Annotated in this window: 19 protein-coding genes; 12 read left to right on the plus strand and 7 right to left on the minus strand. The window is 67.7% G+C overall.

The features are described from left to right. Positions 1-29 precede the first annotated feature (29 nt). Entirely contained in the window at positions 30-287 is a 258-nt protein-coding gene (locus tag ACYQ8K_RS03925) for a DUF7218 family protein (RefSeq protein ID WP_065030913.1), read from the plus strand. On the opposite strand, the gene ACYQ8K_RS03930 is transcribed toward ACYQ8K_RS03925, so the two are convergent. Next, a complete protein-coding gene (locus ACYQ8K_RS03930; protein WP_459967048.1) occupies positions 284-859 on the minus strand; it encodes a nucleotidyltransferase family protein in 576 nt (191 codons plus the stop codon). The two genes, ACYQ8K_RS03925 and ACYQ8K_RS03930, sit on opposite strands and share 4 nt — an antisense overlap. 91 nt (positions 860-950) lie before the next feature. Between ACYQ8K_RS03930 and ACYQ8K_RS03935 the strand changes: the two genes are divergently transcribed. From ACYQ8K_RS03935 to ACYQ8K_RS03950, 4 genes are all read left to right on the plus strand, one after another. Continuing rightward, entirely contained in the window at positions 951-1,622 is a 672-nt protein-coding gene (locus tag ACYQ8K_RS03935; protein WP_459967047.1) for a glycosyltransferase family 2 protein, read from the plus strand. Then, positions 1,619-2,572, plus strand: coding sequence for an acyl-CoA dehydrogenase family protein (locus ACYQ8K_RS03940; RefSeq protein WP_459967045.1), 954 nt, complete (start codon positions 1,619-1,621; stop codon positions 2,570-2,572). Before ACYQ8K_RS03935 ends, ACYQ8K_RS03940 begins: the two co-directional genes overlap by 4 nt. After that, entirely contained in the window at positions 2,569-3,342 is a 774-nt protein-coding gene (locus ACYQ8K_RS03945; RefSeq protein WP_459967044.1) for a PIG-L deacetylase family protein, read from the plus strand. The genes ACYQ8K_RS03940 and ACYQ8K_RS03945 overlap by 4 nt, the downstream gene beginning before the upstream one ends. 120 nt (positions 3,343-3,462) lie before the next feature. Next, complete coding sequence (locus ACYQ8K_RS03950; RefSeq protein WP_459967043.1) at positions 3,463-4,227, plus strand: endonuclease/exonuclease/phosphatase family protein; 765 nt, start codon at positions 3,463-3,465, stop codon at positions 4,225-4,227. A 4-nt stretch (positions 4,228-4,231) separates the two neighbouring features. Here ACYQ8K_RS03950 and ACYQ8K_RS03955 read toward each other — a convergent pair whose 3' ends face one another. Next, positions 4,232-4,516 (minus strand): DUF3349 domain-containing protein, encoded by a 285-nt coding sequence (locus ACYQ8K_RS03955; protein WP_459967042.1) that lies wholly within the window; start codon positions 4,514-4,516, stop codon positions 4,232-4,234. 161 nt (positions 4,517-4,677) lie between these two features. Then, positions 4,678-4,914: a microaggregate-binding protein 1 gene (gene mbp1 / locus ACYQ8K_RS03960; protein WP_459967041.1), complete on the minus strand. Its 237-nt coding sequence runs from the start codon at positions 4,912-4,914 to the stop codon at positions 4,678-4,680. A 225-nt stretch (positions 4,915-5,139) separates the two neighbouring features. Between mbp1 and ACYQ8K_RS03965 the strand changes: the two genes are divergently transcribed. From ACYQ8K_RS03965 to ACYQ8K_RS03980, 4 genes are all read left to right on the plus strand, one after another. Beyond that, on the plus strand, positions 5,140-5,976 hold the full coding sequence (locus ACYQ8K_RS03965; RefSeq protein WP_459967040.1) for an SDR family oxidoreductase: 837 nt from the start codon (positions 5,140-5,142) through the stop codon (positions 5,974-5,976). A gap of 229 nt (positions 5,977-6,205) precedes the next feature. Then, positions 6,206-6,604: a heme-binding protein gene (locus ACYQ8K_RS03970; protein ID WP_459967039.1), complete on the plus strand. Its 399-nt coding sequence runs from the start codon at positions 6,206-6,208 to the stop codon at positions 6,602-6,604. 128 nt (positions 6,605-6,732) lie between these two features. Next, positions 6,733-7,788 carry a DNA topoisomerase IB gene (locus ACYQ8K_RS03975; protein WP_459967038.1) on the plus strand — a complete coding sequence of 352 codons (1,056 nt, stop codon included), beginning with the start codon at positions 6,733-6,735 and terminating at the stop codon, positions 7,786-7,788. A gap of 268 nt (positions 7,789-8,056) precedes the next feature. Further along, positions 8,057-9,850: a thiamine pyrophosphate-requiring protein gene (locus tag ACYQ8K_RS03980; protein WP_459967036.1), complete on the plus strand. Its 1,794-nt coding sequence runs from the start codon at positions 8,057-8,059 to the stop codon at positions 9,848-9,850. Between the two features lie 10 nt (positions 9,851-9,860). On the opposite strand, the gene ACYQ8K_RS03985 is transcribed toward ACYQ8K_RS03980, so the two are convergent. Together ACYQ8K_RS03985 and ACYQ8K_RS03990 are read right to left on the minus strand one after the other, a co-directional pair. Continuing rightward, on the minus strand, positions 9,861-10,535 hold the full coding sequence (locus ACYQ8K_RS03985; protein WP_459967035.1) for a UdgX family uracil-DNA binding protein: 675 nt from the start codon (positions 10,533-10,535) through the stop codon (positions 9,861-9,863). Positions 10,536-10,605: 70 nt separating this feature from the next. Further along, the gene (locus ACYQ8K_RS03990) at positions 10,606-11,166 is read right to left on the minus strand and encodes a hemerythrin domain-containing protein (RefSeq protein WP_459967034.1); all 561 of its coding nucleotides are present in this window, start codon (positions 11,164-11,166) and stop codon (positions 10,606-10,608) included. Positions 11,167-11,309: 143 nt separating this feature from the next. Here ACYQ8K_RS03990 and ACYQ8K_RS03995 point away from each other — a divergent pair, with 143 nt between their 5' ends. The 3 genes from ACYQ8K_RS03995 to ACYQ8K_RS04005 all read left to right on the plus strand — a co-directional run bounded on the left by ACYQ8K_RS03995 (position 11,310) and on the right by ACYQ8K_RS04005 (position 14,479). Further along, positions 11,310-12,383, plus strand: a complete 1,074-nt coding sequence (locus tag ACYQ8K_RS03995) for a hypothetical protein (RefSeq protein WP_459967033.1) — start codon at positions 11,310-11,312, stop codon at positions 12,381-12,383. A gap of 71 nt (positions 12,384-12,454) precedes the next feature. Next, the gene (locus ACYQ8K_RS04000) at positions 12,455-13,465 is read left to right on the plus strand and encodes a sensor domain-containing protein (RefSeq protein WP_459967032.1); all 1,011 of its coding nucleotides are present in this window, start codon (positions 12,455-12,457) and stop codon (positions 13,463-13,465) included. A 42-nt stretch (positions 13,466-13,507) separates the two neighbouring features. After that, on the plus strand, positions 13,508-14,479 hold the full coding sequence (locus ACYQ8K_RS04005; protein ID WP_459967031.1) for an aldo/keto reductase: 972 nt from the start codon (positions 13,508-13,510) through the stop codon (positions 14,477-14,479). Here ACYQ8K_RS04005 and ACYQ8K_RS04010 read toward each other — a convergent pair. Together ACYQ8K_RS04010 and ACYQ8K_RS04015 are read right to left on the minus strand one after the other, a co-directional pair. Next, positions 14,476-15,243, minus strand: coding sequence for an SDR family oxidoreductase (locus ACYQ8K_RS04010; RefSeq protein WP_459967100.1), 768 nt, complete (start codon positions 15,241-15,243; stop codon positions 14,476-14,478). The two genes, ACYQ8K_RS04005 and ACYQ8K_RS04010, sit on opposite strands and share 4 nt — an antisense overlap. Before the next feature lie 93 nt (positions 15,244-15,336). Continuing rightward, the gene (locus ACYQ8K_RS04015; protein ID WP_459967030.1) at positions 15,337-17,082 is read right to left on the minus strand and encodes a diguanylate cyclase domain-containing protein; all 1,746 of its coding nucleotides are present in this window, start codon (positions 17,080-17,082) and stop codon (positions 15,337-15,339) included. Positions 17,083-17,123: the final 41 nt, after the last annotated feature.

The following is a 17,123-nucleotide window of genomic DNA, read 5'->3' on the forward strand; positions in this document are numbered from 1 at the left end:
AGGCCGTCTCATCGTGGACAGGAGGAATCATGCCGCGTTCGTCGATCAAGAACGAGAAGTTGTACCAGGATTTGCGCAAGAAGGGCGACTCCAAGGAAAAGGCCGCGCGGATTTCGAATGCGGCCGCCGGACAGGGTAAGTCGAAGGTCGCCCGCAGGGGCGGCAAGTCCGGCTCGTACCAGGACTGGACGGTGCCGGAACTCAAGAAGCGCGCCAAAGAGCTTGGCATGTCGGGCTATTCAAGCCTGACCAAAGACAAGCTGGTGGCCAAGCTGCGCAATCACTAGCCGGTGAGGCCGAGCCGTTCGGTCAGGACCAGGAACGCGACCGCATAATCGTTGTCGGCGGTCAGTGTCTTGATGCTCTGCCAGTCGAGCCGTTCGCGCACCGCTCGCACGGCCGGCAGCAACTTGGCGAAGTCGCAGTAGTGCTCGTTCAACGCTCGCAGCTGCTGGACGAGGACCATGGTCGGCGGCAGCACCGGCATGCCGATGGCCAGCACGTCGTGCCGTTCAGCGTGGTCCAGGGTGCCGGCATCGACCGGTATCCCGTTGAGCCGGTGCAGGACATCGACCAGCGTGTCGGCGATCCGGGCCTTGAACAGCCAGTCCTCCGGCGGGCGCTCGATGACGAACCCGGCGCCGGCCAGGGTCGCCACGGCCGCTTCCACATCGGACTCCGCCACCACCAGGTCCACGTCATGACTGGGCTCCGGTGCCCCGTACGCCCATAACGCGTAGCTGCCGGCCAGGGCGAAACGCGGTCCGTTCTCCTTGAGCGCCGACGCCGCCCCGCGCAGCGCATCGCGCAACCGCGTGACGCAACCGGGTGCGTCGGGATGGGCGTCGGTGGCGGCCATGGTGCATACGTCATACCCGGCCTGCGGTGGAAGCAACCTGGGGCGGCGGCAGAGTCGTTTAACTTGTGGCGAGTTGGGAAATCTTGGGGTTATGTCAACCGCCGTGCCATGCGCCTATTCCGCTGCCGCCGTAGTGATCCCCGCCCACAACGAGCGGGCAAAGCTGCCGGCCTGCCTGCGCGCGGTGCTGACCGCCGCCCTGTGCGCTCCGGTTCCGGTCACGATCGTGGTGGTGCTGGACGGCTGCGAGGACGGCAGCGACGAGCTGGCCGGCGAGTACGGGCCCGACGTGCACTTCGTGAGCGTGGACGTGCACAACGTCGGGACCGCCCGTGCGGTCGGCCTCGGTTACGCCCGATCGCTGTTGGGGGACGACGCCAAAACGTGGTTTGCCACCGTCGATGCCGGCAGCCGGGTGGACCCGCGATGGCTGCTGGATCAGTTGCGGTCCAGCGCGGACATGGTCGTCGGCGTCATGCGCTGCTACGAAGCCGGCGCCCATGCCCGGGAAAGCCGACACGAGGTCGTCGATGGCGACATGGGATTCAGTGCGCGCGCATATTGGGCCGTCGGTGGCTTTCGCAGCTTGGCAACCGGCGAAAAGGCCGACCTGGTCGAGCGGTTCGAAGCGGCTGGCCACCACATACATCGAGACACCGACCTGTCGGTGATCACATCGAAGCGGATCCAGGCCCGGGACCCTTATGGATTCGCCGACTACCTCACGCAATTGGGGAGAACGGCGGCGGGTGATTGCGCGTGACAGCGGGTTTGGTTGAGCACTGGCTGGAGTCCGGACGACTGGAGTTGCCCTTCCCGGCATCGGGGCGTACGGCGGAACGCTGGCAGCGTTTGGCGCGGCTGGCCGAGGAGAACATCGTGGCGGCCCGGATCGCCGAAGCCCATGTCGATGCGGTCGCGATACTCAACGAATTGGGTGGTAAGCCACCAGAACCGGGTCAGCTGTGGGGTGTCTGGGCGGCCGAAGCGCCCGACGCCACATTGACGGCGGCCGATAGCGATGGCGCGTTCACGCTGAACGGCACCAAGGTGTGGTGTGCGGGCGCCGGGTTTTGCACCCACGCGTTGGTGACCGCGCGGCTCGACGACGGAAGGCGCGGCCTGTTCGCGGTCGCCGCGACCGATCCAAGCGTCAAGGCATTGCCCAGCACGTGGTGGAACGCCGGGATGGCGGGCAGTGATACCAGGCCCGTCCAGTTCACCAATGCTCAAGCCGTGGCGGTGGGCGACCCCGACGCCTATCTGAATCGGCCCGGGTTCTGGCACGGCGCCATCGGGGTGGCCGCCTGCTGGTTGGGCGGCGCGCGGCGGGTCGCCGACCCGCTATACCGTTGCGCCGCAAGCCAGTCGGCCGATGCATACTCGCTCGCGCACCTTGGCGCGGTGGACGCCGCACTGGCGGCCAGTGACGCGATCCTGGCCGCGGCCGCGAGTCAGATCGACGATGATCCGTTCGACCGGGCGGGCATGGCGCAGCTTCTTGCCCGCCGGGCTCGCACGGTGGTGGAACACGCGGTCGACGAGGCCATCACCCGCACCGGGCGCGCGTTGGGGCCCGGGCCGCTGTGCCAGGATGGCCGGCACGCGCAGCGGGTGGCCGACCTGAGCATCTACATCCGGCAGAGCCACGCCGAGCGGGATCTTGCCGAACTCGGGCGGCTGGCGGGTCATCAGGGGATGCGAGTGCCATGAAAACGGCGGCTGCGGGCAACTGCGCGCGGTTTGCGGCCAAGCCGCTGACTCACGGCGGTACGCCAGCGCCGTTGTGGCTGGCCAGCTTCGAGGAGCGCCCGCTGCCGACACTGGATTTAACGGAGTGCGAGCAGTTGATCGTGCTGGCCGCTCAGCCCGATGACGAAACCCTTGGCGTGGGTGCGATGATCACCCAATTGGCCGCCGCCGGAGTTCCCGTTCGCGTTGTCTGCGCCAGCGATGGCGGCGCCGCCCGGCCCGGCGCGTCGGCATCGGAACGGCTTCGCATCGAGACCATTCGTCGCTACGAATTACGCAGAGCGACAAATATTTTGAACATCCCTCCCCCGCTGCGGCTGGGTCTGTCCGCCGGTGAACTGACAAGACACGTTGACAGGCTCACCGAGATGCTGACCGCAATCCTCGACGACGCCGGCCCGACGACCTGGTGCGCCGCGACGTGGCGGGGAGACGGTCATCCCGACCACGAAGCCGTGGGGCGTGCGGCCTCGGTCGCCTGCGCCCTTACCGGGTCGACGTTATTGGAATATCCGGTGTGGATGTGGCACTGGGCGTTTCCGGCCGACGACGCCGTCCCGTGGGACCGGGCCTACGCGGTGCCCACTTCCAGTTGGGCGACGGAGCGCAAACGCCGTGCCGCGCAATGCTACCGAAGCCAGTTGGGGCGCGATGGCGACACAGCCGCGCCCAATCTGCCCGGCTTCGTGCTACCACGGTTGCTTGCGGTGGGCGAGGTCGTATTTCGGTGACCGCACCCGGGCGCGACGCCCCCGGGATGCCTGTCGGCTCGGCTCGCGTAGCCCCGTGAGCCTGCGGCGGGAACAACCCCCTGTGACTGCGCGAGGGGGAAAGTGGGTAGCCGACATCCTATGCGTGTGGCGACGTTCAACATCTTGCATGGGCGCACCGTCGGAGATGGCGTCGTCGTTCAGCGGCTGCGTGACTGCGTGCAACGCCTTGACGCGGACGTGCTCAGCTTGCAAGAGGTCGACTGCGATCAGCCCCGCTCCGAGCGCGCGGACCTGACCGCCGCGGCGGCCGAAGCCATGGGCGCGGTGGAACACCGGTTCGTGGCGGCCATTTCGGGCACGCCCGGGGCGACATGGATGGCCGCGACGGGCCGCGAGCAACCCGGCACAGCCGCATACGGGATCGCGCTGCTGTCCCGATATCCGGTGGACAGTTGGCAGGTGGTGCGGTTGCCCCGGATCCCGATGCGTTTTCCGATGTATTTGCCGGGGCCGAACCGGGTCATGGTCGTCGATGAGGAACCACGGGCGGCGGTGATCGCGCAATTGCGTACACCGTTGGGCGGACTCACGGTGGCCAACACGCACCTGTCCTTTGTCCCGGGCTGGAACCGGCGCCAGTTGCGCCGACTGCTTCACGATTTGCGCGGCTTCCCGGGTCCGCGGTTGTTGACCGGTGACCTGAACATGACCCCGAAGACCGTGCGCCGTTGGTCGGGGATGCGCGCTCTGGCGGCCGCCCAGACGTTTCCCGCGGACCTGCCCAACCGTCAGCTCGACCACATCCTGACCGACGATCACCGGCTGCGCGGCGGTCCCGCGCAATCCGATCTCATGACCATCTCCGACCACCGTCCGCTGGTGGTGGATCTGCAACGGGTCTGAGGGTTCAGCCTTCGTGACGGCCCGCCTGCACCGCGACCAGAACGCGCTCGATGTCGTCGGTGGAGGGCATCTCGTCGGTGACGCCGATGATCTCCACACCGACGTCGGCCTCGTCGATGGCGTGCCGGCGGGGCGTGAGGAGTCGCTTGGCGATGGCGATGATTTCGTCGTCGGACAGGCGCCGCGGCAACAGCGCCAGCAGCGGTGCGTACCCCACTTCGGGTGCGCGCCTAGGATAGCCGGCCCGCAGAAAAGCGACCACGCTGAATACCCGATCCCGCAGGCCCATCTCCCACCTCGCTCATCCGCCATGCCGAAAGGCGACTCAAGCCGGGGATTACCCGGTAGAGCGGCTTGAAACCATCGATCGGCGAAGTCAACGCCGTCGGAACACCCTACGTGCGAAAGGGGCCCGGCCCGACGATCGGACCGGGCCCCTTTGCGGGTGGCCTACTGGTTCTTTTTCTGGCGCTCTTCGGCGGCGTCAGCGCCGGCCCGCGCCGACTCGGCTTCGGCTTCCTTCTTGCCCGCATCGCGTTGGGCGTCGGCTTTGTCCTGCTGTGCCTTGCCCTCTCTGCTCAGGTCGTCGCGCCCGAGCACGGCCCCGCCGACCTCTTTGGCTTTACCCTTCACGCCTTCGACGGCGCCCTTGACCGCCTCTTCCGGCCCGCTCTTGTCATCCCCCATGGGTTCGACCTCCCTCTCGGTGGTTACTGAGCTTGCGCTCGATGGCACCTAGGGCGTTCCCACCGGGCGGTCCGTCAAACGACCGGGGCCTGCGTTGCGCCTGGACATCGGGGATTGCTGTGCGCGTGATCACGCCGGTGGCGGTTCCCGCCCGAGCTCACGCATTGCCCGGGGCAATCCGTCGGTTTGAACGACGCATTACCGGGTAGAACTACGGGCCGCGGCATGGAAGGGGGGAAGCAATTGACCACCATCGCCGTCATAGGGGCAACCGGAACAGCCGGATCCCGCGTTGTGGCCAGGCTGAAATCGCGCGACGTCGCGGTCGTAGAGATCTCACGCGAGCACGGCGTCGACCTGTTCAACGGCCGGGATCTTTCGCAAGCGCTCACGGGCGTCGACGTCGCCATCGACGTGTCCAATCCGGTGCCGCCCGACGGGCGGTCCGACATCACCCAGACGCTCGCGACCGCCTCGCGCAACATCATGGGCGCGTGCGCCCGGCAGGAAGTGCAGCGGCTCGTGGTGTCGACGATGGCGTGCATCGAAGACCCGGTATTCGACGGCTTTCCCTACTACGAAGCCAAGCGGGAAGCCAAGGAAATCCTGCTCGACGGTCCGGTGCCGGCGACGATCGTCAAGTCGACGCAGTGGTACGAGTTCGCGACCAACCACGACGCGGTGACCTGCACCGCCGAGGAAGTGGTCGTCGAGGACTGGCTGATTCAGCCCATTGCCGCCGACACCGTCGCCGACGTGTTGGTCGAGTCGGCCCTGGGACAGACGCACACGCCGCGCACCATCACCGGCCCGGACGCCATCCGGCTGCCCGACCTGACAACGAAACTGCTTGCCCAGCAAGGCGATAGCCGGCAGGTGCGAACCGTGGAACCCGCGGTCGCCGCGTTGGGCACCGGGGCGCTGCTCGCTTCGGGCCAGGCGATAGTCATCGGCCCGGATATCGACACGTGGTTGCAGACCATGGCTCCGCCCAGCACCAACGGGCATCATGCCGTGGACGGGGACGGCTCGAGCCCGAGCACTGGCCCGCGCCCCGGATAACAATTCCGTCACGATCGCGACGTCGGTTCCTTAGAAACCGGACCGATTTCTTAAAAATTCGGCGATCGCTTGATCGTTCGCTTAGCGAAATACTCCATGAGGGGTCCTAGTGTCGCCCGGCGTTCGTCGTCAGCGAACACGGTCATTGTGGGCTTCCGCTACTTTGGATTTCGAGGATCGGGAGCCTCTGGCGAGAGAAATCATTTTCGTTTCGAAGGACACAAACATCATGAAAATCAGCAGTATTGTCGCGCGCCGGAAAGTTGCCGGGATCAGTGCCGGCTGCTTGCTCGGGGGAATGGCCATGGGGATCGTCGGTGCGCCATCGGCGGCCGCTGCACCCGACTGCAGCCCCGCCGGTGTAAACAACACCGTCTCCACGGTGGAGGGCTCCGCCCAGCAGTATCTGGCGGCGCACCCCGGCGCCAACCAGGTGGTGACGGCCGCCTACGGGCAGCCGCGGCCGCAGGCCGAATCGAGCCTGCGCGGCTACTTCACCGGCCACCCGCAGGAGTACAACGACCTGCGCGGCATCCTGGCACCGATCGGTGACACCGAACGACAGTGCAATGTCTCCGCGCTGCCGCCCTACCTCGAGTCGGCCTACCAGGAGTTCATGGCCGGCTGATGCCGGTCCGAGACGACCCGCCACGATGTCGTGGCGGGTCGTTTTCACGTCGGCCGCGATTTTCTACGGTGTGAACGACTTCTCCGGCGGGTAATTGTGCAGTCAGCTACCAGAACTGGAGGGCGAGAATGCGGCTGCGCCGTAGCGAGCTGAGCAAGCCTGGTATCGCGCGCCAGCGACGCGGTACTGGTTTCTCCTATTACCGGCCGGACGGCAAGGTGCTGTCGGATCCGCAAACCCTGCAGCGCATCAAGGACCTGGTTATTCCACCGGCCTGGAAGAAGGTATGGATTTCGCCGTATAGCAACGGCCACATTCAGGCCGTGGGTGTCGACGCTGCCGGCCGCCGTCAGTATCTGTACCACCCCGCCTGGCAGCAGGAACGCGCCGAGGAGAAGTTCGACCGCGTGCTCGAACTGTCCACCCGGCTACCGGCGTGGCGCACCGAGATCGCCAAGGACCTGACGCGGAAGGGCTTGACCCGCAAGCGGGTATTGGCCCTCGCGCTGCGGCTGCTCGATCGCGGGTACTTTCGCGCCGGCGGTGAGCAATACGCCGAGGAAAACGAGTCCTACGGCCTGTCCACCCTGTTATGTGAGCACGTGGTGGTCCGGCGCGACGCGGTCGAGTTCGATTTCCCCGCCAAGAGCGGGGTCCGCCGCACCGTGGAGATCGAGGATCCCGAAGTGGTACGGGCGGTGCGTGCGCTGATGCGCCGGCCCAACCGCACCGAGCGACTGCTGGTGTGCCGCAACGCATCCGGGTGGCTGGATGTGCGTGCCGGCGATCTCAACGACCGATTCAAGGAGCTGGTCGGCGCCGAATACACCGTCAAGGACCTGCGGACCTGGCATGGGACGGTGCTGGCGGCCGCGGCGTTCGCCGACGCCGACCCACCGGTGTCGCGCCGCGTCGCCAAGCGCATCGAATCCGCGGTGATGAAAGAGGTGGCCGAGGAACTTGGCAACACTCCGGCCGTCGCGCGTGGTTCCTACGTGGACCCGCGCGTCGTCACCGGTTACGAGCAGGGGCTCACCATCGCCGCGGCGGCGCGCCGCGCCGAACGCGCCCGCAAACCCGATGTGGCCCAGGACATCCTGGACAAGGCGACCCGAATGCTGATCCGGCGAGTGGCCAAGGGCCACAGCGCTTCCGGATCATCCGCCCTGCCCAAGACCGCCTGAACCATAGACAATCGCCAGCTGAAAACTGGCTGAGAGTCGCCTGGCCCCCCGCGTTTGAGCGAATAACAACGGCGAATGCGGGTAATCGGGCTCCTGTGGGAAGTGCCCAAGCCGCCCTCGTAGCGGCAGCCTGCGTGGGTCACGTCTGTCAGCGGCGGCCGCCACCGGTTGGCCCCCGACTCGATGGCGCCGCCGTGCGGGTGGTTCAAACAATAGCCACACATGCCCATCCGCCAGCACCGAGGACCGTCTGCCGAGGAGGGAGAACATGTCCAAAAAAGAGGTTTCCGACTATCTGCTAGAGCGCTTGCGGGCGTGGGGCGTTGAACATGTATTCGGGTACCCCGGCGACGGCATCAACGGGCTGCTCGCGGCGTGGGGTCGCGCAGACAACAAGCCCAAGTTCATCCAGTCGCGCCACGAGGAGATGAGTGCCTTCGAAGCGGTCGGCTACGCGAAGTTCACCGGCCGGGTCGGCGTCTGTGCCGCCACATCCGGTCCCGGCGCGATCCATCTCCTGAACGGCCTCTACGACGCCAAACTCGACCATGTTCCGGTGGTGGCCATCGTGGGTCAGACCAACCGCAGCGCCATGGGCGGGAACTACCAGCAGGAGGTCGACCTGCTGAACCTCTTCAAGGACGTCGCCAGCGATTACGTCCAAATGGTCACCGTCCCCGAACAATTGCCCAACGTGCTGGACCGCGCGATCCGGATCGCGATGACGCAGCGGGCGCCGACAGCGCTGATCATTCCCAGTGACGTCCAAGAGCTGCCGTACTCGCCGCCCGAGCACGCGTTCAAGATGGTGCCCTCCAGCCTCGGCATCGAGTACCCGGACATCGCCCCCGACGACACCGCCATCGCGCGCGCGGCCGACGTGCTCAACGCCGGCAAGAAGGTCGCCATCCTGGTGGGCACCGGCGCCCGCGGCGCCCACCAAGAGCTGGCGGAAGTCGCCGACCTGCTCGGCGCGGGCGCGGCGAAGGCGTTGTTGGGCAAGGACGTGCTTTCCGACGAATTGCCTTGGGTCACCGGCTCGATCGGACTGCTGGGCACCCGGCCGAGCTACGAGATGATGCGCGACTGTGACACGCTGCTGACGGTCGGCTCCAGCTTCCCGTACACGCAGTTCCTGCCGGAATTCGGTCAGGCCCGCGCGGTGCAGATCGACGTCGACGGCCGGATGATCGGCATGCGCTACCCGTACGAGGTCAACCTGGTCGCCGACGCGAAAACCGCATTGCGGGCGCTGATCCCGCACCTGCGCCGCAAGGAGGACCGCTCCTGGCGCGAGGGCATCGAGAAGACCGTGGCCCGCTGGTGGGAGACCATGGAAAAGGAAGCGATGGTCAGCGCCCACCCGGTCAATCCGCTGCGACTCTTCTCCGAGCTGTCGCCGCTGCTTCCCGAAAATGCCATTGTCACCGCCGATTCCGGCTCCTCGGCCAACTGGTACGCGCGCAACCTGCGCTTCCGCGGCCACATGCGAGGTTCGCTGTCGGGCACGCTGGCCACCATGGGTCCCGGGGTTCCGTACGGCATCGGCGCCAAGTTCGGCCACCCGGACCGGCCCGTCATCGTGTTCGCCGGCGACGGCGCCATGCAGATGAACGGCATGGCCGAACTGATCACGATCAAGCGGTACTGGAACGAGTGGAAAGACCCCCGCCTGATCATCGCGATCCTGCACAACAACGATCTCAACCAGGTGACCTGGGAGATGCGCGCCATGGCCGGTGCGCCGAAATTCGCTGAGTCGCAGAATCTTCCGGATATCGACTTCGCCGCGTTCGCCGCCAGCCTGGGCCTGAGTGCCGTGGCCATCAAGGACCCGGAGGAGTTGTCGGACGCGTGGCGCAAGGCGCTGTCTGCGGATCGGCCCACCGTGCTCGACGTCTACACCGACCCCGACATGCCGCCCATCCCGCCGCACGCGACATGGGAGCAGTTCAAGTCGGCGACCACGGCGGTGCTCTCCGGTGACGAGGATCGCGTGGGCTTCGTCAAGGTCGGCCTGAAGACCAAGGTCCAGGAGTTCTTGCCGCACAAGAAGAGTTGACCGCAACGGGTCAACTCAGCCCCGCTTGTCCCAGCCCTGCGCCCGCGCTGCGCAGGTCGTCGACGAACGCCTTATAGACCTCGTCATGCCGGTCGCTGCGATCGCGCAACACCGACGAGGGATGAACCGTCGCCACAAGGGTCGGCTCGGGTGTCAGGTCGACATCGACGGTGGAGGGCAGCCGCAGTCGCTGGCCGCGCTGGGTGGATACCCGAAATGTGGCTCCCAGCAACGACTGTGCGGCGGTGGCGCCCAGGCACACGATGACCTTCGGTCGCACCGCCTCGATCTCGGCGATCAGCCAGGGCCGGCAGGCGACCACTTCGGTGCGGCCCGGTTTTTGGTGGATGCGCCGCTTGCCGCCCTTGCGGGTGAACTTGAAGTGCTTGACGGCGTTGGTCTCATAGACCATCGCCGGGTCGATCCCGGCGTCCTCGAGGGCGCGGGCGAGCAGTCGTCCGGCCGGGCCCACGAACGGCTCGCCGGCGCGGTCCTCCTGGTCGCCGGGCTGCTCACCCACCAGCATGATCGGCGCCCCGGGATGGCCGTTGCCGAACACCGTTTGGGTGGCATCCTCGAAAAGCGAACAGCCGTGGCAGGTTTCGGCCGCATCGCGCAGCGCGTCGAGGCCGCGCTCCTGCGGGAGGTAGCGGGCGGCCCCAGGTGCGTTCGATGTTGCGGCCATGATCAGATGAAGGCCGTGGGTGCCCCCGCTCCCCCACCGAGCGGGGGTACCCACGCCTTGGGCGGCTTGGTCAGCCCTTGCCGATGATGGCGTCGCGGGCCCGATCGAGCATCGCGGCGAACGGCCCGGCGGCCAGGTTGGCCACTTGGGATTCCACGCCGGCGTGCGGGCGGGTGGGGGCGATCGCCTCGGCGAGCTTGGCGGCGCGGCCCATGCGTTCGAGCTCCTCGCCGCTCAATTCCTCACCCAGCTTGGCGAATTCGTCGTGCTCCTCGTGCTCGGCGTGTTCGACCACGGCGTGGCGCAGCTTCGTCAATTCGCGAGTGAACTCCTCGCTGTCGACGTCGAGCTTCTCCAGCTTCTGCAGAACGGTCTTGGCCTCGTGCTCTTCGTGCAGCCGCTCATCCACCACGGCGGTGCCGTTGGCGATCTTGCGCTTGGCGCGGGGGTGAATGATCTCTTCCTCCGCGGTCTCGTGCACGGCGAGCATCCGGCGTAGTTCGACGAACGCCTTCTCGCGGGCCTTCCCGGATGCCGCCAGGGTTTCGGCGAACATCGCCTTGATCTGCTCGTGCTGACTGACGAGGAAGTCGACCACGTCGGTGGGCGACTTGATGGCGGTCGGTGCCACAGTGTCCCTCCCATCTTGGTTGGACGCGCAGGGCTGTGCGCGCTCGCTGAAACGGCTACCCGACGATTCCGACCGTCAAACGGGGTGTGGCCGTGCCCGTAGGGGGTATGTCCTGGACAAACGGCGAAAGGAGCACGCGGTCGATGGGCGCCGGAATGGGTCTCCGCGCGGGCCAGCGCACGCGGGCGCTGCTGCGCTGCGGGGTCGTCGGAGCGGTCGCGGCGGCCGCGATAACCACCGGGTGTTCGCATCCCGGATCGTCGTTGGAATCCGCGCCCGACGTCGAACTCTGGCGAACCGGCGCCGCGTTGCACGAGCCGGTGTGGTCCTACCGAATGCAGGCATTGCTCGCGCTCACCGACGATCACCGGCTGGCCGAGGTCACCGCCGGCGAGCGGGGCGGCGACGCCAAGACAAGGTTCTCCGCACCCATGGCGTCCGGGCGCAATCTGCAGATCAGCCGGAAGGACGAGGGCGACGTCTTCGTGCCGCAGCCCGATCGCGGCAGGGTGGCCGTGGTCGACCTGCAAAGTCTGCGCCAGGTCAGCGATTTCGACGCCGGACCGGCGCCGGCCTATCTATCTGAGGACGCGGGATTGCGGATGCTGCTGGCGCTGTCGTCGGACGGGACGGCGGTGACACCGGTAGACCAGTACGGCTACCGCAAGCTCCCCACCGCGGTCACCGGCACGAGCGCCGACACGATCGACGGCGCGAACCGCGGCCGCGAGCTCGACTATCACCTGTTCGGATCGTCGGGCATCCGCCATTTCCAGGGGACGTCGTCGCCGGCGGCGCAACGCGGCTCACTGGACTTCGACGTCGCGGTCTCGGCCGGTGACGGCACCGCGGTGACCCGCAGCTATGTCGCCGGCCGCGACGACGGCACGCTGCATGCGATCGATTCCCGCCGCGGCGGACACGGATTGGAGGAGCTGGCCAGCACGCGGTTGCCGTCGCCGATCCGCGAACTCGGCACCGACGACACCAGGATCTACGCCGCCACCGACCACGAGCTGGTGACCCTCGAAACGGCGAGCTTCACCGGCTTTCCCGACGGGCGAATCCCGATCCTCCGCAGCATCGATTATCGGTCGGGGTTGCCGCCCGACGCGCAGGCGGCCGCACTCTCGGGCATGGCCGTCGGGCCGCATCGGGTCTACCTCACCTTCGCGCACACGCCCTACGTGGTCGGCATCGCCAAGCCGCGGCTGTGACGGTCCCGGTTTAGGGGAGGGCCCTCGTCGGCTACATTTCGGGCAGGTTCGGCCGGTAAGGAGGCACTGGGGTGACCAACCCGCAGGACCCGTATTGGCAGAACCCGCTGAGCTACGACCCGCTTGGCCGTGTCCCGCCACCCGACGTGCAACCGCCCGCCATTCAGCCGCCCGCCATACCGCCGCCGCCGCCCGCACCCGCGCCCTATCGCCCTCCAATCAACACCATGGCGACGCTGTCGCTGGTTTTCGCGTTCCTGTTCGCGCCCCTGGGGGCGGTCCTGGGACATCTCGGGCTGGCACAGATCCGCCGCACCGGCGAACTCGGCCGGGACCGCGCCCTGGTCGGCGTGACGCTGTCGTACATCTTCATCATGTTGGCGGTCGTCGCCCTGGCCGGCTGGGCAACGCTGGCCGGGTCGACCTCGTCACACCGGGCGGCACCCGGCTCCAGCACGACGCCCGGACCCCCGCCGCCGACGGTTCCACCGGAGACCATCGCCACCCTGTTGCCCGGGCTCGACGCGCTGCGCAACATCACCGCCGACGCGAACCTCGACGTCGGCCCGACCTGGAACAGCCCCGGCCGGTCGCCGGACGACGGCAGCATCGACCGCCCGGAGTGCTGGGAAAGCATCGCCGCCGGCAGCCCGGACGCGTACACCCCCGGGGCGCTGGCCGGGTATCACGCCGGCGAGTTCACCGACACGCGCAGCATGATGAAGTCCATGCAGGTCATCCAGGGCGTGGCGGCGTTCCGCGATCCGGGCGCGGCCCAGGCGCAGCTGGGCACCCTGCTGTCGGGGTGGCACAAGTGCGGCGGCTCGACCGTCACCGTGAGCGCTCCCGGCGGGCAGCCGATCCCCATGTCGGTGAGCGAGCCCGCCGACGCCGGCAACGGCATCACCACCCTGGACCTGACGCCCAAGGGCATCCAGGTGCGCTCGGCCCGGGCGATCGCGGCGAAGGCGAACGTCGTCATCGACCTGAACGTGTCCGCCAGCGGCACCACGGACAGCGCGTCGCCCCGCGCGGCGGCCGTCAGCATCGCCAACTACATCCTCGGCAAGATCCCCGGCTGAGCGCCCCGCGCGCATCGGCCGCCGGCTAAGTAGGCTGGGCGGATGAAATTCGTCGACGTCGACGGGGTCGGGCGGGTCAGCCGAATCGGCCTGGGCACCTGGCAATTCGGTTCACGCGAGTGGGGTTACGGGGACAGCTACGCGGCCGGCGCCGCGGGCGATATCGTGCGCCGCGCCCGCGCCCTCGGGGTCACGCTGTTCGACACCGCCGAGGTCTACGGCCTGGGCAAGAGCGAGCGGATCCTGGGCGAGGCGCTCGGTGACGAGCGCGCCGACGTCGCGGTGGCCAGCAAGATCATGCCGGTCGCACCCTTCCCCGCCGTCGTCAAGCAGCGCGCCCGCGCCAGCGCGCAGCGACTGGGTCTGGACCGCATCCCGCTGTACCAGATTCATCAGCCCAACCCGGTGTTCCCCGATTCGGTGATCATGCCGGGCATGCGCGACCTACTCGACAGCGGCAAGATCGGCGCGGCCGGCGTCTCGAACTATTCGCTGCAGCGGTGGCAGAAGGCCGACGCCGCGCTGGGCCGGCCGGTGATCAGCAACCAGGTGCACTTCTCGCTCGCCTACCCGAAGGCGCTGAAGAACCTGGTGCCGTTCGCCGAGCGGGAGAACCGCATCGTGATCGCCTACAGCCCGTTGGAGCAGGGGCTGCTGGGCGGCAAATACGGCGTCGACAACCGCCCGGGCGGCGTCCGCGCGGTGAACTCGCTGTTCGGCACCGAAAACCTGCGCCGCGTCGAGCCGCTGCTGCAGCTGTTGCGCGACGTCGCCAAGGACGTCGACGCGAAACCGGCACAGGTGGCGCTGGCCTGGCTGATCAGCTACCCCGGCGTGGTCGCCATTCCCGGCGCGTCCAGCGTCGAGCAGCTCGAGTTCAACGTCGCCGCCGCCGATATCGAGCTGCCGACCGCATCGCGTGACGCGCTCACCGAGGCGGCGCTAGCCTTCCGGCCCACGTCGGCGGCGCGCTTCCTCACCGACCTGGCCAAGGAGAAGCTCGGCCGCGCCTAAGACTGGTTGGCCTCGGCGAACGCGGCCGGGCTGGCCGGCGCGCCGCGGGCGACCACCAGCGGCATAGAGGTCGAGGCGTTGGTGCGCAGGATGGTGTGCACGACGTCGATCAGGTCCTCGACGGGCATCAGCTTGCCGGGCATGCAGCCGCGCGACGACCACAGCGGGACGGCCTTCATCGCGAGATCCATGTCCCAGCCCTCGTTCATGCCGGTCTGGCCGTCGCCTTCGCCGCCCGCGCACTCGCCGACGATCAGATTGGTGAAGCCGATGTCGGAGTGTTCGGCCCGCCACGCTTCCACGAGCCGTTCCAGCGCGGCCTTGCTGACGCCGTATGCGCCCAGCCCCGGCCACGGCGGCCCGAAGGTGCCGGCGTCGGAGGACAGGTACACCGCCTTGCCGGCCGACGCGGTCAGGTGCGGCACCGCCGCCGCCGTCACCAGCGACGCGCCGATGACGTTGGTGTCGAAGATGCGCCGCCAGGTGTCGGCGTCGGTGTCGACCATGCGGACCAGCGGGCCGACGGCGGGTGTGTACACGAGGTTGTCGATGCCGCCGAGGGTCTCGGCGGCACGATCAATGGCCGAGCGGCAGGACGCCTGATCGGTGACGTCGCACTCGACGGCGATCGCGTTCGGGCCGGCGTCCTTGGCCGCGGCTTCGATGCGCTCCCGGCGCCGGGCCAGCAGCGCCACCTGATCGCCACGCTGCGCAAGGCCGACGCCTATGCAACGCCCCAGCCCACTGGAGGCGCCGACCACCACTGTCCTTGACATATTTGCCCTCTCCTGTAACGCAAGACGCTGTCGCCAGAAACCTACCGGATGCGGCGCGTCGCGTCGTGGTCACTCAGCCGCTTAATTCGGAACGACTGTTTTCCGGTCACTCAACTTGGCCCGGTACATGGCGGCGTCCGCTCGGGCAGTGATGGCGTCAACGGAGTCGCCGGTGTCGGCAAGCGCGGCACCGATGCTCAACGTTGCGCGAATCATGTTGCCGGACAAGTGGATCGGTTCGGCGACCCTGCTGCGAATCTTTTCCGCAATCTGGGCGAGCTCGCCGGGGCTGCGCACGCCGGGCAACAACACCAGTATCTCGTCACCCCCCGTCCGCCCGACCGTGTCGCCGCGACGAACGCTCGTCCGAATCCGCGCCGCCAGGGTTGCCAGCACGAAGTCCCCGATGCCGTGCCCCCACGTGTCGTTGATCGCCTTGAAGTGGTCGACGTCGCAGAACAGGACGCCGACGTGCGTTCCCGCGGGTTGCGGCTGCGCCAATTCGGACTCGAGCCGGCTGAGGGTCTCGGCCCGGTTGACCAGCCCGGTCAACGTGTCGAACCGCGCCAACCGTTCCAGGCGCTGTTCGGCCTCGACCTGGTCGTCGACGACGCGGAGCGAGGCTATCAACCCATCGGTGTTGCCGTGCTCGTCGACGTAGGGCTTACCGTGGGCATCGACCCAGTGGTATTCACCCTCGTCCGAGCACGCTCGGAACCGTTGGCGGACCCACTCACCGCCCGCAATCCTGTCCAGGGCGGCTTTTAGGCCTTCGCGGTCCTCGGGGTGGACGTGCCGGGCGAACTCGGAGCCGGTCCACCGGCCTCCCAGCGCAACCTCCGCGGCTGGTGACACCCACACGACCTCGCCGCCGCGGAGGTGAACCTTGATGTCCACGGCATTATCGGCGAGGACGCGATAGCGCATCTCCGCATAAGCGCGCTGGTTGTTGATTATCTCCTTCTCCATCAGCAGTTTCTGTTCACGCTGACTGAAGTAGAAGGTGACCGCGCCAACGACCGCGGTGCCCAGCAGTATCGAGAAGGTCCACTCGGCGTGCTCGTCCAGGCCGAGCTCCAGGAAGATCGGCCTCGCCAGGGCCACGACAAGCGGGAAACTGGCGAGGATGGCGACCAACCGGACCAGCGACCGCCGGTCCGGGCGGGCCAGGAGCCAGGAAAGCGGAAACCGATCGCGACGTGCCAACGAGGTCGCGGCGACGAGAAGCAGCAGAGTCGACGCCGACAGGAACGCCTGGCCCTTCGAAGGCGAGACGCCCACCAGCGCCAATGCATCAAACAAGTAGGCCGCCACCATGACAAACGGCACAGCCGCGCCACCCAGGATGCAGACAGGCCAGACCACGCGCGCCCCGCGGTCTACTCGTACCAATGCGATCGCCGTCGCCAAAGGCAGCACTGATGAAGCCGTCTGGGCGCTCGGGCGCCCGGGCCAGGACCATTGGTGCAAGCCAACCTCATCGCCAAACCAGACCGTGTCGAGCGCGAACGATCTGCCGGCCGCGTACTCCGCGAGCACGATGACCGCAAACGCGCCCACCGCTACGGCCAGGACGCGCCCGGCCCATATGCTTCGCGACGATGGATGCCCGAGTTGCGCCAGAATCGCCAGACCCAGTGCAGCGAGCCACAGCCCGGTCCACGGCATCATTTCCGGCCAGGTCGGATAGATTCGTTTCAACTGCTCGATGCCGGTCGTCCAGCCCAGCCAGTTTGATGCGGCGACGGTAAGGACGACGACGACGACCGCCTGGCCGCACCGGGTCACCGCCGTTTCCGCGCCCAACGCAGGACCCGGCCTGTCCATCGACTGTCCCTTCTTTGCCGGGCGGCTTCTGGACCGCTGAT

Source organism: Mycobacterium sp. MUNTM1, from assembly GCF_054660795.1.